This window comes from Oligoflexus sp. (genome assembly GCF_035638955.1).
Lineage (GTDB): Bacteria > Bdellovibrionota_B > Oligoflexia > Oligoflexales > Oligoflexaceae > Oligoflexus.
On sequence record NZ_DASQYZ010000141.1, the window covers coordinates 1 to 16,686 of the forward strand.

Below are 16,686 nucleotides of genomic sequence, written 5' to 3' on the forward strand. Positions count from 1 at the left end.
CTCCATGCCGGATCCCGTCTGCATCAGCTGCAAACCTCCGGCTCCAATCCTGGATTGGTGGCCCAGTGTATCCCTATGCTCGATCGTACCTTCCAGCACGTAGGACATGATCTCGAAACCCCGATGCGGATGCGGCTCCACGGCTGAAGGATGAAGTGCCTTCGCCCAGGCCCAGTAATAAAGGGGACCCACCCGATGAATCAAAGAGCCTTCGCCCGCAAAACCGATCATCTTTTGTTCCGTGATGGCCCCACGATCAAAACTTCCGGTTGCCTGCTCGGGAGGGGGCAGCACCCAGGTGAAAAATTGAGGCAGTCGGGCTTTCTTCGCCATTATTGATAGTCCCACTTCAATTCTGCGATGCGCAAATCACCGTCCTCGCGAATCAGAAGGTAATGCTCCTGCACATCCTTTTTCTTTTCATAATCAGTCACAAGTTCCATGCGAATGGTCTGCTGGCCATTTCTGGTTTCCGATATATATTCCTGGGACCGGCTTGTGCCACGGGTTCCAAGATCATTGCGCACCCGATCGGCCAGGATCCTGATCATATCGAGCTTATCCTGATCCCACGTTGTCCAATCCTGCAGACACTCTTCGGGTTGCTCTTCAAGCAGGCACTCGTTGAATTTCTGCGGAACCTCCTTGCCCGTGAGTCCACCCCCACCAAAAATAAAACTGATCGCCGCGAACACGGCTGCGATCACGAGGATCACTGCAAGAATTATAGCCAACCCGACGCCAAGAAAGACGAAGAGCAGCGCCAGCAGCATCAAAACCAGAGCACTGATAAAAAAGCTCATAATGTCTTCCTGCCTGCATGGAACGGGTCACGGTGCACACTCAGAGTAATTTCCCAAGTCAGCAGAGACAAGAGAAATCCCTGGCGCTAACTTTAGCAGAGCCTGAAACCAGGGCCATCCCTATGCTAGGCGTTGTTGCTCAAAACGGACAGACGGAAATCTTCTCTGTTGAGCGTTTTCGCATTGACCAAAAACATCAAGGCTGTCTATGCTCCGTTCCAAATCCGTTTCTCAACTTCGATACTATGGAGGAAATCATGCTCTTCTCGAAACTTCTCGTGGTGGGTGCTCTTTGCGCAAGCGGTATGGCGATGGGTGCTGTGGAAGGTCTTTATCAGGCCGACTGCTGGCCTGTTCAGGAAGAAGGTCTTTCGGTCGGTCGCAGTGTCAACTTCGAAAAGTCATCTGCGACTCAGGTTCAGACGATTTACGGTGACCTGACCTGCGCGACTGCCGCTTATGCCTTCACTTTCAAAGGTCCGTACAGCATCGCTGCTGACGGCGCTGCTAACTTCACCTCAGCTTCGATCGAGCTGACAGCGATCGACGCGCGTATTGCTGCGGCTTTCACCGCCCAAAAACTCTGTGGCGTCGCTGAATGGGTGGCTGGCGTGCCTCATGAAGTTGCCGGCCTTGATTGCGGCGGCACCCAGATCCCAGCCGCTGGAAGCGTGACCTATGATATCGTGAAGGAAGTCCAGGGTGGTATCGTCTTCGGCACTGTAACCGAGGATAAAGATGGATCTACTTTGGAAAAGCGCCCGACTGCATTCGACGAGTCGACCGTTTTCAAAGCTGTGACCGCCACACAGGATTAATGCCTCCCCGGCTTCCCCCTGCGGGAAGCCCCCTATTTTTTCCCTTTTCTTATGGGGAAAAGCACCTGGATCCTCTCAAAAAAGCATGCTACGATTTGGTCATCTTTATCATATCGTGCTGAGGACAAGAGTGGATTCTAAACTCCTGCCAGACTTTCGTTTCGACGAAGCGAGATTTCGTAATCCTATTATCGAGACCGGCGCCGATCCCTGGATCATTAAGAAAGACGAGCTCTATTACTATTGTTTCTCGGATAATAAGTCGTCGATCTATGTGAGCTACGCCTCCAGTCCCGAGCGATTGGATCAGGCGAAGAAGCATTGCATCTGGCGAGCTCCGAAAGGTCGGGCTTACTCGCACGAGACCTGGGCCCCTGAACTCCATTTCCTGGACGGTCGCTGGTATGTGTATTTTGCTGCTTCCGATGGCAACAATCACACGCACCGCATGTACGTTCTGGAAGCGGATCGCCCCACGGGACCTTATCGTTTCAAGGGTCAGATTACCCCGAACACCGATCGCTGGGCCATTGATGGGACCGTGCTCGAGATGCCGGACGGCGCCCGGTATTTTGTGTGGTCGGGCTGGGACGGGCAAAGCAATATTCAACAGAATCTCTATATTGCCCGGATGGTCAATCCATGGACTCTGGTGCAGCAGACGGTTGCCAACCCGAAGCTGAAACCCGTGCGACGCCACGCAGGAGCTTTCCTGAATCTGGAAGCTCATGCGGACGAGGCGGGTGCATATAGCCTTGAAGTGCTTTACTCCTGCACGCATACGTCCATGCAAAGGCTCACCATCAATGGCGAGAGTCATCTCGGTCTGCACTACACGCCGACCGGTTCGGGCAACTGGCAGACCCATTATGAAAAAATTGAACTTCACCAGGGCCGCAATATCCTTCGCTTTGCCGAAGGTATCGGCAAGGCCAAGATCGATAAAGTGCTGATAAGGCCCTTGGGCCAGGACCGCAGCGTGATTTCCTCACCGGAATTCCACTGGGAAAAGATGGGCGGACCGCCTTACATCAATGAGGGCCCCCAGATTTTGTGGCGAAACGATCGCCTGCATATCGTGTATTCCGCCAGCGGCAGCTGGACCGATCACTATCAGTTGGGACTTTTGACGTTCCAGGGTGGTGATATTATGGACAAGAAGAACTGGAAGAAGAAAGGGCCCGTCTTTCAGGGCACCGATCAGGTCTTTGGTCCTGGGCATGCCTCGTTCATTCAGTTCGAAGAGCGCGATTTCATCGTCTATCACTCCGCAAAATATAGCGGGGCGGGCTGGAACCGCCACGTGCGGATGCAGCCCTTCTCCTGGGATGCCCAAGGTGATCCTGTGTTTGGATCACCCTGGTCCCCCGAAGACGACGATTCAAATCTGATCTGCACATCAGGAGCCTGAAGCTGTAGGCGGATTGTTAGGATTCGGGCACTTGGGTTCCCCCAGATTCATATCATAAGCCGGGTCGCCGGGATGCAGACAGGTCGCGGCACGCGATTTATGCAATTCCGGCTTCCTCTCTGGCGTGCAGTTCTGCACGCCGATTCCAATGGACAGCAAAAAAACAGCCCGCATCATTTTCATAGCTTGGTTTTCCCTAGAGTCAATTCTTTTAAGAGACTGCGGATTTCCAGGACATGGACTTCTTCTTCTTGCATGGCCCGTTGGAATTGCGCCAGCATAGTCTCGTCACCCGTTTCCTGGGTGAGGTCGATCAACAGCTGCCAGCCATCGGTATCCGCCAGTTCCGCGATCAAAATCGCTTCCAGACATTGGGTCACACTGGTCCTGGGGTCATTGAGGACTTGTCCCAGGCCCATGGATGCGACGGCCATCGCATCCGCCCCGGGTGTGGTGGCGGTGGGATCGGCGCCGACTGCTTCGATCGCCTGCTTCAGCATCTGCATATGCTCAAGTTCGGAATCACAGATCTGCTGCAGCCGATATAAATCCATCGAGGCATGACGGGCCGGATCCATTTCACATTTGCGGATCAAAGCCTGGTAAAGCCGCACGCCCATGCGTTCAAAGGCCATGCGTTCACCCAGCTTGTCGATAAAAATCTCGGGTTTTTCGCCTTTGATCTTTTCGTATCCGGTCCTGGCCATGCCTTTCAACGTGAGCGGCATCGGAATGGAGCCGATGGCGTGAGCATCTTTCGCGTAATCGAGACGAATTCTCTCGGCAGAATCAGCCGTGGGTTGGACCGTGTCCCACGGAAATTCTTTAATGGATTCGAGCATCGCAGCGGACATCAAAGGCGACATCTGAGCCCCGGTGCGATTTTTTCCCATGGTGGGTTCCAGATGGGTCATATCATAGCTCCTTTCGCGGCATGCACGGCTTTCGAAGCATATTTGGGCCGGTTCAATTCGGTTCCAGGCGTCCAGATGTAGTTGGCGGCCACAGCTTCAGACGGCGAGCCGGAGGCGTTCAACTGATTGCGATAATGCACGGAGCGAGGATGTTCCTGACTCCGATCCACGAATGCAGTGCCGTTGGCTGAAAGATTGACCTCAGCCGCCAAAACACTCTTCACATAGTTACGATTGCTTTGATAGGGCAGAGGGTCCGGGAAGACCGATGGAATGATCTGCATGGGATCACGCCCTTCGAATTTTTTGAAAGCTTCCATGGCGACTTGCAGGTGCCCGAGTTCATAGTCCAGGAACTGTTCCCAGAGCGCTTTGATGCGCGGATTGGTTTCCTGCTCGGCACAGCTGTAGTAGTTGTAAACTTCATTGGCTTCATGCAGGAGCCATTTTTCCATCCAGCTCTCGGTTGGATCGCACATCGACTCATAGTGTGTGACGTGCTGCTCCTCGATCGAGGCAATCTCTGCATAGAGTTGCCGCGCGAGCGGATCGGAAAAGAGCGGACCAATATTCATGTAATAATCATGGGTTTGAAACTCTCCACCCACCAAAATCAAAGCGTGAAGTTTGGTCAAGGGATCAGCCGCGCTTTTTTCATAAGGTGTGCGGATATCATCGATCGGGTGCCGGTGCTCCACCATCGTGGGTCGTCCGGGTAAAATATCGGTGTAGCTCTGGAGTATATTATTCGCATCCTTGCCTTCAAGACGATCCATCAAGGCGGAATAACGGTAGAGGTGATCAAAGTCCTCCAGAAGGCCAAAGCGATAAGCCTGAGCCAGATAGGGATCCGGCTCACGCTGCGCTACAGCTGCGGTGACTTCAATAGCGACCTGCTCATAGGCAATCGTCGTTTCGAGAGGGGATTGGTCGGGTGGAGTGAGCCAGTTGATGGTGGTCGCCTGGTGCTGTTCCACCCGCCGAATGATGGCGAGTTCGTGTTGAATATGGGGATTCATACGATGAGCTGCGTGTGAAAAACGCAGGGCTTCGGTTTCAATCCCATTCATCAGAATCTGACGCACACGAGTCATGGCGTCATCATCAAGTTTACTCAAAGGCTCGATGACAATATCTTTCCAGGACCGAAGTTGCTTATCCAGCGGGTAACCTCGGTTTTCTTCCAATTTTAAGCCCATAGGTCCTCCAATGTCTGGTCGTTTGTATCACTACAAAAACTGCAGACATCGTGCCAGAACCTTTGGGGCTAGAGAGGACTCGCGCTGAATTTTGGCCACTCAGACTGACTTTTTTCGAGACATGTTTTCGCCAGATCCAGGGATTCACCGATCACAACATGCATGTCAAGATAGCGATAGGTACCGAGGCGACCAATGAAGGTGATGTTCGGTTCACCCTGGATGCGGTCCATATATTCACGCAAGAGCTCCTTGTCCTTCTGCAAACGCAAAGGATAGTAAGGCGTATCATGCGGCTCAGCAAGCTTGCTGTACTCCTTGAAACACACCGTTTTTTCGTGCTGTTCCCAGGGCGCAAAATGCTTGTGTTCGGTAATACGAGTATAGGGCACTTTCGCTTCACAGTAATTGATCACAGGGTTCCCCTGATGATCTCCAGTTGCGTCGAAGCGTTCAAACTGCAGACTGCGGTACTGCAGACGTCCCAGTTCGAAGTTATAGTAGGCGTCAATGGGCCCGCTCCAGAACACATGATCAAACTGATCCTTGAAGGCCGGGTCAAATTTTTCGCCGAGCTGGACCTCGATATTTTCATGATCGAGTATTTTCTCGACGATCGCCGTGTACCCTTCCAGAGGAATGCCCTGGTAGCGTGAGGTATAGTAGTTGTCATCGTAGTTGAAACGGACGGGCAAACGGCTCAGGATGGAGGCCGGCAATTCAGTCGGTTCCACGCCCCACTGCTTTTTCGTGTAACCGTAGAAGAAGGCATCATAAAGATCACGGCCCAAAAATTTCAGCGCCTGGTCTTCAAACGTTTTGGGATCTTCAATCGAGGAATCACCAAGTGAGCCGATAAACTCACGGGCTTCTTCAGGATTGAAGGTCTTGCCAAAAAATTGATTGATGGTCAATAGATTGATCGGCAAGGAAAAGACGCCACGGTTGGTCACAGCCTTGACCCGGTTGGTATAGGGACCAAACTTCGCAAAGCGATTCACATAGGCCCAAACATCTTCCCGGCTTGTGTGAAAGATGTGAGGACCGTATTGATGAACCATCACGCCTGTGGGGGCATCACGTTCGGTATGACAATTACCAGCCAGATGAGGACGTGATTCAAAAACCACGATTTTATATTTTCCCGTTTCGGCCAGCTCTCTGGCCACAACAGCACCCGCAAAACCAGCCCCGGCAATAGCAATCTTCTTTGTCATCCTTATTCCCCTATTTAAAAGCGACTCGGCATTCCTGAGTATATCGATCCAGGGCACAGTCAAGTTTCGGCAAGAGCTGACCACGTTCACTGCCTAGAGCACTGAACTTGGGCCTCTTCGCCAGATGCACAACATTCGTAGTATCGATGGGCTGAACCAGCTTGCAATCCAGCCCTTGACGTTTGGCGGCTTCACAAGCGAATTCATACCAGCTGAGCACGCCGCTATTGGCGAGATGCCAGATACCGGATTCACCATCAATCAGCAAATCCAGACTCGCATCCACCAGATGCGGAACGTACGTGGGCGAAACCACCTGATCATGAAGCGCGAACACTTCGCGACCCTGTGACATCTTCCTGAGGGTTTGAATCAGAAAGTTGTATTCATCCCATGGCCCAAAGAAAGCACTGGTGCGGATAATCAAAGCGTCGGCGTGCGCGTCATTCACACGATTTTCGGCCAAAGCTTTGGACTGTCCGTAGATGTTCAAAGGCGCTGTAAAATCCCGTTCATTGTAGGGATTATTCTGATTGCCATCGAACACCAAGTCTGTGGAATAGGTCAGAAACTGAATTTTCAGATCCGCACAAACCTGGGACAGGACCTGAGCCCCGAGCACATTGGCCCGAAAGCAAAGATCGGGATTTTTCTCGGCCTCGTCGACCTTCACATAACCCGCGGCGTTGATCACGGCCCAAGGGCGTATCTGGGTGAGACACTCCTGAACCGCTTTCTGATCGGCGATATCAAGATCCTTGTGGCTCATCAAGCGACAGGGCAGTCCACGCCTTTCACAGATATAGCCGAAGGCGGTGGCAAGTGTTCCTGGGCTGCCCGTGATCAGAATCTGCCTTGTCGTTGACCGCAGCGGAGCCGGCCGTGACTTAACACTGGCATTGCCACTGGATGGCAGCGTGGATGGATAGAGCACACGCTCAGGCCTTACCCACCAGCCTGGAGTATCGAGAGCGGGATGATCGAAATGTTCCCCGTGAGTAATGGCTTTGACCAGTTTGGCGAGCGCTGTCGGGCGCGGCTCGCCACCACGTACATCGAAGACACCGGACTCGTAAAAGCCATCAGCACGAGTCACAAGACTATTCCAGTCGTAAGAACCGAGCAGGCTCCAGACGGTAATCGCGCGAAGGTCAATATTTTCGGAACGCAGTTCTTCAGCGGACTGCCAGACTTCATGCAACCACCGCACCTGCTCATCCCGGGTGCATCCCACATGCACTTCGGTAACAGCAATGGGCTGCTTGTAGCGTTGCCAGACTTCGCGAAGAATTTCCTTGGGACCCGAAACATACTCACCACCAATCCGCACCGCTTCGATATCCGCATAGCGGTGCTTGGTATTGCCACCGTGACTATGGGGAGGATAAAATTCCACCCGTTCATCCAAAAAGCGATTACTGGTCAGATAGTGATTGATACCCAACACGGCGGGCGGGCATGGATTTTCACACAGCTCCAGCAATTGATTTTCATCGATGCCGTATTCCATCATGTAATCCCACAGGGGATGTTCCTGGTTCACACGGCCGAACAGCAAATCAAAGCTGAGCCAACGGCGCCTATTTTCGAAACGCGCCTGATACGCGAGCAGAGGCGTACTGAAAATGCGACCCAGATCTTCCGTCTGTATCAATTCAGCGTTTGGAATAAACTGGCGAATCGCTCGCATGGACTCCGCGATGCCGAGGCACTCGTTCACGAGTATCTGCAGAAAACTCGAGTCATTCCGATGATGGGGATACCAAACCCCATAAAGACCGCTGAATCGAGCGGTCGTCAGGGGCTCGTTGATCGGCGTATAACGGGTGACCCAAGGATAACGCTGGGCAAATTGCGAAGCGAATTCGGCCAGCTTGCTTGGGAATTTGGGATCGAGCAGATGGGTGTGAGGCGGCCCGCTGCCGTGATGGACAAAACCTACGATGGGTTCAAGGCCCAACTCACGAGCGAGCGCGAGTCGCTCATCCGCCCATGACCAATCAAAACCACCTGAGCTTAAATAGCAGCGCTCCCACAGGATAGGAAAGCGCAGGGTTTTGATACCCAACGCTGCGAACTTTCGCAGATCGTCGAGTCTTGTGTCGTGACCGCTCCACTTAATTTGATCAAAATAAGTGTCCTGCACGCGGTTGGCGGTGCACTCAATGCCCGCCCAAAGTTCAAACTTGTGTTCCATAGACCGCACTCGGCGATACGACGTTTTGAACGATGTACTGACCGTGGATCAGCTGCCACATATCCGAGTAAGTTTTTTCCCAGGAATTTTGGGCCAGGAATTGATCCACACGTGCCAGCCATTCGTCACGGCCATTACGATCGGCAAGGATCGCTTCAGCGGCTTCGATGAAGCTCTGCGCATCGTCGGCAATCGACACAAGGTTTTTGTCAGCGTAAGGATGCACCACATCACGAATCGAAGTGGAGATCACGCGACGTCCGGCCGCCAGGTATTCTGGAGTTTTGGTCGGACTGATATAGCGGGTCGCTTCGTTGCGTGCGAAAGGCAGAATCGCCACATCCCAGCCGCCCATATATTGGGGGAGCTCTTCGTACGGCTTGCCGCCCAGATAGAAAATATTGGGTCTCTTCGGCAACGACGCAGGGTCAATCTTCACGATCGGACCGACCATCACAAAATTCCATTCGGGCCTTTGTGCGGCGACCTGATCAAGCATCTCAATATCAATACGCTCGTCGATCACACCGGCGTAACCGAAGCGGGGGAATGGGATAGAGGCCTGATCAGCCGGGTCTTTGCGGACAGCACGGCCTGTTGCGAAATGCGCAGTGTCCACGCTGCTAGGGAAGGGATAGACCTTGCGATGCAAGTGTCTTTTTGCTTCATACAGACTGAAGCCTCCAGTGAACACCAAGTCGACTTTGTTAATCAGACTTTGCTCCAGCAAGGGGAGTTCTTTAGGCGCGAACTTGAAGTTGGCCAACTGGTCCATGCAATCATAGACACTGACTACAGGTGTAAGGTGATACGAGTGTTTGAGATGCATAGGGCTATAATACCAGCTCAAATAGTGAGCAATTTCGTACGATTCCATCATCTCTGTGAGGAGTTCTTTCATCGTGGCATTGACTTCCACTTCCCCGGAGCCATGGGGAATATGGGGTGTGGCCACATAAAGATTCGCCCCGTCTTTATATACATGCAGACGAGGGGCTGACTCGTCGGTGAAAATCGGTTCTTCGAAAAAGAAAACGCGACGTTCACGGGAGATTCGAGTCATCAAATGCTGGGGACGTTGAAACACAAAATTCCAGCGAAGGTGGGAAAAGCAGATCAAATCGGGCTTCGTGATATCATTGAAGGCATTCATCAAATTTTTCATCATCAACTCCTCATTTCAAGGCTGCACATTTGCAAGGGGTGTACCGTTTGCATGAAAGCCTTGGAAACGCAGGTTGACGGAGTGCGGGTCATTCGATCAGTAGGTGAATGGCAACGCGTAATCTTCACCCATCGTCACAAAGCCATATAAAGAAAGCCCCACACCTGACGGCGTGGGGCAAAGCCTAAGACACTCGCTCCTCCAGGGAGATGGGAAAGCTATCAGCCCCCAGCAGGTCCGGTAGGTCCGGGAGGACCGGGAATTCCCTGGGGTCCTTCAGGTCCTTGAGGTCCTGTTTCACCCCTTGGTCCGCGTGGACCAGGTTCACCCGTATCACCCTTGGGACCAACGGGACCTTCTGGGCCCATCAAGCCTATATCTCCTTTAGGACCCTGAGGACCGACGGGGCCTGTGTCACCCTTGTCGCCCTTGGAACCCTGAAGTCCAACTTCACCGCGTGGGCCTTGCGGACCCATGATACCCGTATCACCTTTGTCGCCTTTCGGACCTTGAGAACCCGTCAGACCCTGCAGGCCTTGGGGACCCATCAGACCGATATCACCCTTCAAACCTTGCGGACCAACGGGACCGACTTCACCGCGTGGGCCTTGTGAGCCTTGAGGTCCCGTCATACCCTGCGGACCTTGGGGACCCATGGGACCGGTATCACCACGATCGCCTTTGGGACCCATATCGCCTTTATCACCCTTCGGCCCGGTCTCACCGCGTGGACCCGCGTCGCCGCGATCACCTTTGGCACCGATGTCACCCTTATCCCCTTTGGGACCTTGAACGCCTTGCACACCTTGGGATCCGGTGTTGCCCTTCTCGCCTTGAGGACCTTTGGGACCGACCGGTCCGATGTCACCCTTATCGCCTTTGGTTCCTTGCAAACCGACGCGACCATAATGAAACGGTGCGAAGAATGGGACGATCTGTTCTTCTGCAGCATTTTTCAAATGGAAGAGCATGGATCCAGCGGGCTTGGCCAGCAGCTCTTTGGGGAGCTTTACTTGCTTGCCAAGAACGGTCATGAAGTTACATGTGTTGTGCATGACAACCTTATGACCTTCGGCTCCCCACAAAACTTTTTTCGTGGCTTTATCGAGAATGGAAATCTCGAACCAGTTGATCATCGAGCAAACGTCCTGCTTACGCGAGCAGTAACAATCCGCTTCGATGTAAACGTAGGCCGCATCATCGTAATCGCTGACGGGCGGTGTGGGATGACTTTGTCCTGGGTCATCGTTTTGACCAGGATTCTGGCCGGGATTTTCAGGATTCTGGCCTGGTTTGTCCTCTTCCTTGCCGCCGGAATCAGGTGTTCCTCCGGGAGGTGTGGTTCCAGTACCGTCCGCTTTTCCCGCTGCCGCAGACGAACTCGTGTCCATGCTCGTCTCGGGGTTCGCATCTTGTCCCTGGACCACAACCGGTGTCGTTCTCCGTTTGACTTCTTCCTCCTGAATGCTGCCGCAACCAAAGAGCAGCAAAGCGAAGGCAAAAGCCGGCCCGGTGCACACACGGTGCACTTTCACTGGATGTATCATTGGTCCCCTCTTCTCTAAGACTTGGGTTTGCATGAGTCCCGCAACACGATCGGTTCCGGAGGCAGGAACTTGAGAACACAAAAAAAAGTGCCGTCTATTCGAGAACCTGCAATATTTTTTTGGTGCAATGAGGGGGGTGCGCTTGGGTGCTTCCCAAGCGATTTTAGGGGGAAACCAGCCGCGGCGACTGGTGAATTCCCTGTTTTCATGTGGCGAATTGGTAAGGATTCTTTAGAGTTTGAGGGTCTTACCGGTTGGTATGGATATCCACTGTTCCGAGGACATTTCCCGTAATTTATAGCTTGGAAAGCGCATCAAAAAGCGTTCAGCATCGACTTCATGCTTGCGGCAACGCTCCACTTTATAAATCTTTGAATAGTAGGAAAGGTAGGAACCGTTCAGACCTTTGCACGCTTCATCCAAGGGCAGGACGTCCACGTTCTTTTCCGTGACCAGCATCTTTCTATATTCATCATTGAGAGACGAAGTAAACTCGGTGCCGACAGGCAGGGCCAGGAATTCCTCCTCTGGCAGCTCCAGGATGTCCTGAGCTTTCTTTGGATGCTTGGCGCTATGATCGGCATAGGTGTCCCAGTCAGGGAAGGGACGCTTCTTACAGCGCTCCACATAGAAGACATCCGATGCGCGCGAAATAATGTAGCGGCCTTCGATTTTTGCGCAGTTGGGTTTCTTACCTTTCGGCGAGGATCCTATCGCCGGTCCTTCTGGAATTTTGGCGATCGTGATATTTTCCACCGGCACCACGCGACGACCTTTTAAAGCCGGGTTTTCCTCATCATCATCCGAAACGACTTCACGACGTTTGCAGCCTTCCACTTTGAAGACGCGATCATAATAAGCGATGAACTTGCCCTCGAACTTCCGGCACTCGGCTTTGACTTCCGCTTCCGAAAACGTGGTTTTCTTCGGCAGCTTGGGCGGCGGCAGTTCATTGGGATCGACAGGTGTGGCAGGCGGCGGCGTTGTGCTCGCGGGAGGCGTGGCTTGAGCCAGCGGACGACCCTCAATGGAATCCGGATCCTGGTCCTGTTCCTGATCCCTTTCGATATCGATATCGAGACCCTGATCCTGATACTGATTTTGGTTCGGGTTTGGATTCTGCATCTGCGTTTTCGGCAGGTTCTCAATTTTCAGGCGTGGAATGGCCCAGGACCCGGCCGTGAACGCCCAACTTCCCATGGCCAGAAACAAGCCCCAGGACTTCATAAATTTCATCCAATAGCCTTTCTCATCACGTAGCACTGTCATGATTCATGACAGGCGTCACCCACAAGGGCTTCCAACCCATTTAAAAGCCTGTAGGAATCCTTGGCAACATCTTTGCAGATACGTCCATGAGGCGTAGTTGCTGCTGATCTTCTAGCGGAGCGGAAAATGCTGGATAAACTGCTGACATTTATGGACTTTGCTTGCATCGACCCCCGAATGTACTGGAGGGTTCCCACCCTCGATGGTGCCCAACTTTTTGAAATTCAATGGCGCCGTGATGATAAATTGCGCTGGCGTTTTCGTAAGATCGGCGACCTTCTCTGGGACCTCAGTTCGGAACAAACCCTCGTTCACCAATTGACCACACGTGGCATCGATATGCAGTTTTTCGAGTCCAAACTGAAAAGCGGTCTTTTGCAGCAGGTGGCTTATGCCGATCGCGTGGTTCGCGATGCCCGGACCATTCTGGGTGCCGATGCTGTCGAACAGGCCATTGCGGATCAGCGTAGCTTTCTGGGCCAGCTTGAGGATGCGATCGCTCAGCTCACGAAATTGACTCCCACCGACAAGCCTAAACTTCGGGTCATTAAAGATAGCGAAGAGGCCCTTCACCACTGACACATTGCGTCGGCATCGGGACCTGGCTAAGGTAAGAAGACCGACGCGAGGAGGTCTTCTGCCATGACCAGTGCCGTGATGATGCCGCGCTTGAGACATCTCGAACCGGTCCTGGACCATTGGCCCGCTGTCATGCACAGCCGGGCCTCAGCAGTTTTGATGCTCTTTATTCCGGATCGGGACCCTGGTGCCCCCGCCCGGATTGTCTTTACCCGTCGATCCACTCTGGTCCGAACTCATAAAGGTCAAATTGGTTTTCCTGGAGGACGCCGCGAGGCAACCGATGCCAGCCCCGTCGTCACAGCTTTGCGGGAAACTCATGAGGAAATTGGCCTGCCGCCCGGGGCCGTGGAAGTGCTCGGTATGCTGCCGCCTCTGCCCAGCCTGGATCGGCGTTCGGTGATACCGATTGTGGGTTTCAGTCAGGTCGATCTTGCGACTCTGGCAGCCAATGCGGATGAAGTGGCGGAACTTTTCGCTCTTCCCTGGCCGTCTTTTACACCCGAGGTCATGCAAAATCTACGTTTCAACGTTTTTGGCTGTTGGCGCGAAACACCTTATTTTCCAGCCTCGGGTTACCACGTCTGGGGTTTGACAGCCTGGATGCTAAAGACCGCTGCTCTGTATTCATAATCCGGCGCGCGTTTGCTCCCGGATCTTGCCGATCAAAGCCATGCGTGGCACAGACTGTCGATCCGGAATGCCAAGGACATCAGCGTACTTCATCAGATCTTCATCACTGAGATCTTCAAAGTGGTCATCATCGTCCATGGGCTTGGCCAAAGTCGGGGCACGGTGATCCCGCGATTCACGAATATCCTGTGTGATGCGGCCCATGTGATTCAGCTGGGAATCAACGGCCTCGGAACTCTGCTCCGAACCTCCCGTCAACCGGTCTCCATCAGCCGGATCCCATTCATCATCGATATCCGTGGAGGCCCCGCCCTGCACGATCCGATTGCCATCCAGGACCATCTCGTCGCGATCCCGCATATGGGCCGTTTCGGCGAATATCGTGGCTTCGTCTTCTGCAGTTTGCTGGTCTTTATCTATGGTGCTCTTGCTATTTTTTCGATCCATGGAGCTTTTCCCCCTTCACATGGCTTAAGGCCTAAGAGCAACATAGCAAGAAGCCTACCATCTCGGGTGGGGGGTGAAGGTTATGTACATCAAGACGCAGGGATGAAAGATGGCCGAAACGTCAACCCATCGGGCGCTGCTTTGGCTGGTGGCGATCAGCTTCTTTATGCAGACTCTCGACGCTACCATCGTCAATACGGCTCTGCCAGCCATGGCCCGTGATCTCGGCGAAAGTCCCTTGCGGATGCAATCGGTGATCATTTCCTATTCGCTGGCGATGGCGATGCTGATCCCGATTTCGGGTTGGCTCAGCGATCGTTTTGGTTCGCGCAAAATTTTTTTTGCAGCCATTTTGATTTTTACTCTGGGCTCACTTTGCTGTGCGCTGTCGACCTCATTGAATCAGCTGGTCATCGCGCGCGTGATTCAGGGCGCAGGCGGGGCCATGCTGATGCCTGTTGGCCGTTTGGCTGTGCTCCAGGCCGTGCCACGGCAGGAATTTTTAGTGGCCATGAGTTTTGTCACAATTCCTGGCCTCGTGGGACCTTTGATCGGACCGACTCTGGGCGGGTGGCTGGTCGAATACGCGTCGTGGCATTGGATTTTTTTCATCAACATTCCCATCGGTACGGTCGGCTGCGCGGCCTGTCTTCGTTTTATGCCGGATTTTCGACAAGCCGAGCGACCGCAGCTCGATGTGTCCGGATTCTTATTGCTGGCGTTTAGCATGGCTTCGATTTCACTGGCCCTGGAGGGCATGAGCGAGTTGGGTGAGCGCAGGGCTTATGGAATCGTGATCCTCATTTTTGGTCTGGCGAGTCTGGCTGCCTATTGGCTGCACGCCCTCAAGCATCCCGCGCCGCTGTTTCCGCTCCGACTTTTTTCGACCGACTCCTATCGCATAGGCCTCCTGGGCAATCTCTTTGCGCGCATCGGCACAGGCGCCATGCCTTTTCTAGTGCCTCTTATGCTGCAGCTGGGTTTGCAGCTGTCCCCCTCAGAAGCTGGCATGATGATGGTGCCGATTGCGTTGACCGGGATGCTGGTGAAAAAATTCGGCAAGCCTCTCATCGATCGGTTTGGATATCGACGGGTTTTGGTGGGCAATACTTTGGTCATTGGCTTGTGCATGGCCAGCTTTGCCCTCTTCGGTCTCAATTATCCCCCATGGTTGCGCTATCTTCAGCTTTCGATTTTCGGCGCCGTAAATTCCCTGCAGTTTACCGCCATGAATACGATCACCTTGAAGGATCTCGATGCGGGCCTCACGAGCAGTGGAAACAGCCTTCTATCCATGGTCCAGATGCTGTCCATGTCCTTGGGAGTGGCCGGTGCCAGCAGTCTGCTTGCCGCTGTTTCCAGGCATATCGTCGTGGAAGGTTCAACGGATGTGCTGCAGGCCTTTCAAATTACGTTTATTTGCGTTGGTTTGGTCACAGCCGCATCAGCCTGTATTTTCTGGCAACTCGAACCTGATGCCGCCCTTCATGACCAGCGGAGTGATAAAATGGAATCGGATTTGGGATGACCAGCAGGCTGACAGCCGGGCTTTCGGCTGACACGCTTACCAATAATATATATATTTATTTCAGACACTTACATGATTAACTTGATCGGCAAAGCGCTTGCATAAGGGAATCCAGCTGCCTGCTCCGGCCTGTATTCCTTCTGGAGGTTACTGAACGATGAAACTCATGTTAGTTAAAATGTTCGTTTGTCTTGGTCTGCTTCAAGCCTGTGGTCAATCCGAAAAACAATTCGTCCAAAGCCCTGCCGCTGCTCAAGTCGATCCGAATGCGCTGTCGGATGAGCAAATAGCCGAACTGGAAAAACAAGCGGCTCAACTGGAAAAAGAGTTGAACCAACTCGTGGGTGATTCCGATCGCTATTCATCCGCTGTCGGCAATATGCTGGCCGGTGTGCAGCAGGAACTGCCTGATCTGGGTGACGATAAAGACGATGACAAGGATAAAGGTACAAATACGGGTAAGACGCCAGACGCTGGCAAGGGAACAGAAACTCCCAAGACACCCGATACTGGCAAAGGTACCGATCCTGGCAAAACGCCTGATACTGGCAAGACCCCCGATACCGGAAAAGGTCAGTGTTCCGAGAAGTGCCAGGTGATCAAGGAAATCATCAAAGCCATCAAGGCTGGTGATTGCGACAAAGCCAAGGAACTGATCAAGGAACTGAAAGACGTCATCAAAACGGAAAAAGCCAACTGCGAAAAGAAACTGAAAGACTGCAAAGAGAAGATCAAGAAAGCCAAGGACTGCCGTGACAAGAATAAAGGCGGCAAAGGCTCCGACAAAGACAAGGATCATGGCAAAGATAAAGATGATGATAAAGATGACGACAAGGACGACGACAATTCCAAGGACAAGGATGATGACAAAGCCCCCGTACAGAACGGTGGCAAAGGCAAAGGTTAATCAGTCCTGGATTGATAAGCACAGTTAGAAAAAATTGGCTCCGCAAGGGGCC

General features: G+C 53.0%; 17 protein-coding genes. 6 read left to right on the top strand and 11 right to left on the bottom strand.

Annotated elements, in window-relative coordinates:
- Positions 1-333: pirin family protein (locus VE954_RS13650; RefSeq protein WP_324953598.1), on the bottom strand; the 333-nt coding region annotated here is incomplete at its 3' end.
- The gene (locus tag VE954_RS13655; protein WP_324953600.1) at positions 333-803 is read right to left on the bottom strand and encodes a hypothetical protein; all 471 of its coding nucleotides are present in this window, start codon (positions 801-803) and stop codon (positions 333-335) included. The genes VE954_RS13650 and VE954_RS13655, both read right to left, overlap by 1 nt.
- Before the next feature lie 257 nt (positions 804-1,060).
- On the opposite strand from VE954_RS13655, the gene VE954_RS13660 reads away from it, so the two are divergent.
- Positions 1,061-1,621, top strand: a complete 561-nt coding sequence (locus VE954_RS13660) for a hypothetical protein (RefSeq protein ID WP_324953603.1) — start codon at positions 1,061-1,063, stop codon at positions 1,619-1,621.
- A gap of 130 nt (positions 1,622-1,751) precedes the next feature.
- Positions 1,752-3,032: a family 43 glycosylhydrolase gene (locus tag VE954_RS13665; protein ID WP_324953605.1), complete on the top strand. Its 1,281-nt coding sequence runs from the start codon at positions 1,752-1,754 to the stop codon at positions 3,030-3,032.
- Here the strand turns inward: VE954_RS13665 and VE954_RS13670 are convergent.
- The 8 genes from VE954_RS13670 to VE954_RS13705 form a co-directional block, all read right to left on the bottom strand.
- Complete coding sequence (locus tag VE954_RS13670; protein WP_324953607.1) at positions 3,021-3,215, bottom strand: hypothetical protein; 195 nt, start codon at positions 3,213-3,215, stop codon at positions 3,021-3,023. The genes VE954_RS13665 and VE954_RS13670 overlap by 12 nt on opposite strands.
- A complete protein-coding gene (locus VE954_RS13675; protein WP_324953609.1) occupies positions 3,212-3,946 on the bottom strand; it encodes a ferritin-like domain-containing protein in 735 nt (244 codons plus the stop codon). Before VE954_RS13675 ends, VE954_RS13670 begins: the two co-directional genes overlap by 4 nt.
- Complete coding sequence (locus VE954_RS13680) at positions 3,943-5,145, bottom strand: hypothetical protein (protein ID WP_324953611.1); 1,203 nt, start codon at positions 5,143-5,145, stop codon at positions 3,943-3,945. Before VE954_RS13680 ends, VE954_RS13675 begins: the two co-directional genes overlap by 4 nt.
- A 68-nt stretch (positions 5,146-5,213) precedes the next feature.
- Positions 5,214-6,362, bottom strand: coding sequence for a UDP-galactopyranose mutase (gene glf, locus VE954_RS13685; RefSeq protein ID WP_324953613.1), 1,149 nt, complete (start codon positions 6,360-6,362; stop codon positions 5,214-5,216).
- A gap of 10 nt (positions 6,363-6,372) precedes the next feature.
- Positions 6,373-8,559: a dTDP-4-dehydrorhamnose reductase gene (rfbD, locus tag VE954_RS13690; protein ID WP_324953615.1), complete on the bottom strand. Its 2,187-nt coding sequence runs from the start codon at positions 8,557-8,559 to the stop codon at positions 6,373-6,375.
- Positions 8,543-9,727, bottom strand: coding sequence for a glycosyltransferase (locus tag VE954_RS13695; RefSeq protein ID WP_324953617.1), 1,185 nt, complete (start codon positions 9,725-9,727; stop codon positions 8,543-8,545). The genes rfbD and VE954_RS13695 overlap by 17 nt, the downstream gene beginning before the upstream one ends.
- 218 nt (positions 9,728-9,945) lie before the next feature.
- Positions 9,946-11,271, bottom strand: coding sequence for a hypothetical protein (locus VE954_RS13700; protein ID WP_324953619.1), 1,326 nt, complete (start codon positions 11,269-11,271; stop codon positions 9,946-9,948).
- Between the two features lie 231 nt (positions 11,272-11,502).
- Positions 11,503-12,498, bottom strand: a complete 996-nt coding sequence (locus tag VE954_RS13705; protein ID WP_324953621.1) for a hypothetical protein — start codon at positions 12,496-12,498, stop codon at positions 11,503-11,505.
- A gap of 168 nt (positions 12,499-12,666) precedes the next feature.
- Here VE954_RS13705 and VE954_RS13710 point away from each other — a divergent pair, with 168 nt between their 5' ends.
- On the top strand, positions 12,667-13,119 hold the full coding sequence (locus VE954_RS13710; protein ID WP_324953623.1) for a hypothetical protein: 453 nt from the start codon (positions 12,667-12,669) through the stop codon (positions 13,117-13,119).
- Between the two features lie 63 nt (positions 13,120-13,182).
- Positions 13,183-13,752, top strand: coding sequence for a CoA pyrophosphatase (locus VE954_RS13715; protein WP_324953625.1), 570 nt, complete (start codon positions 13,183-13,185; stop codon positions 13,750-13,752).
- Here the strand turns inward: VE954_RS13715 and VE954_RS13720 are convergent.
- On the bottom strand, positions 13,747-14,199 hold the full coding sequence (locus VE954_RS13720; protein WP_324953627.1) for a hypothetical protein: 453 nt from the start codon (positions 14,197-14,199) through the stop codon (positions 13,747-13,749). The two genes, VE954_RS13715 and VE954_RS13720, sit on opposite strands and share 6 nt — an antisense overlap.
- A gap of 109 nt (positions 14,200-14,308) precedes the next feature.
- Between VE954_RS13720 and mdtD the strand changes: the two genes are divergently transcribed.
- Positions 14,309-15,727, top strand: coding sequence for a multidrug transporter subunit MdtD (gene mdtD, locus VE954_RS13725; protein WP_324953629.1), 1,419 nt, complete (start codon positions 14,309-14,311; stop codon positions 15,725-15,727).
- A 157-nt stretch (positions 15,728-15,884) separates the two neighbouring features.
- A complete protein-coding gene (locus VE954_RS13730) occupies positions 15,885-16,634 on the top strand; it encodes a hypothetical protein (RefSeq protein ID WP_324953631.1) in 750 nt (249 codons plus the stop codon).
- Positions 16,635-16,686: the final 52 nt, after the last annotated feature.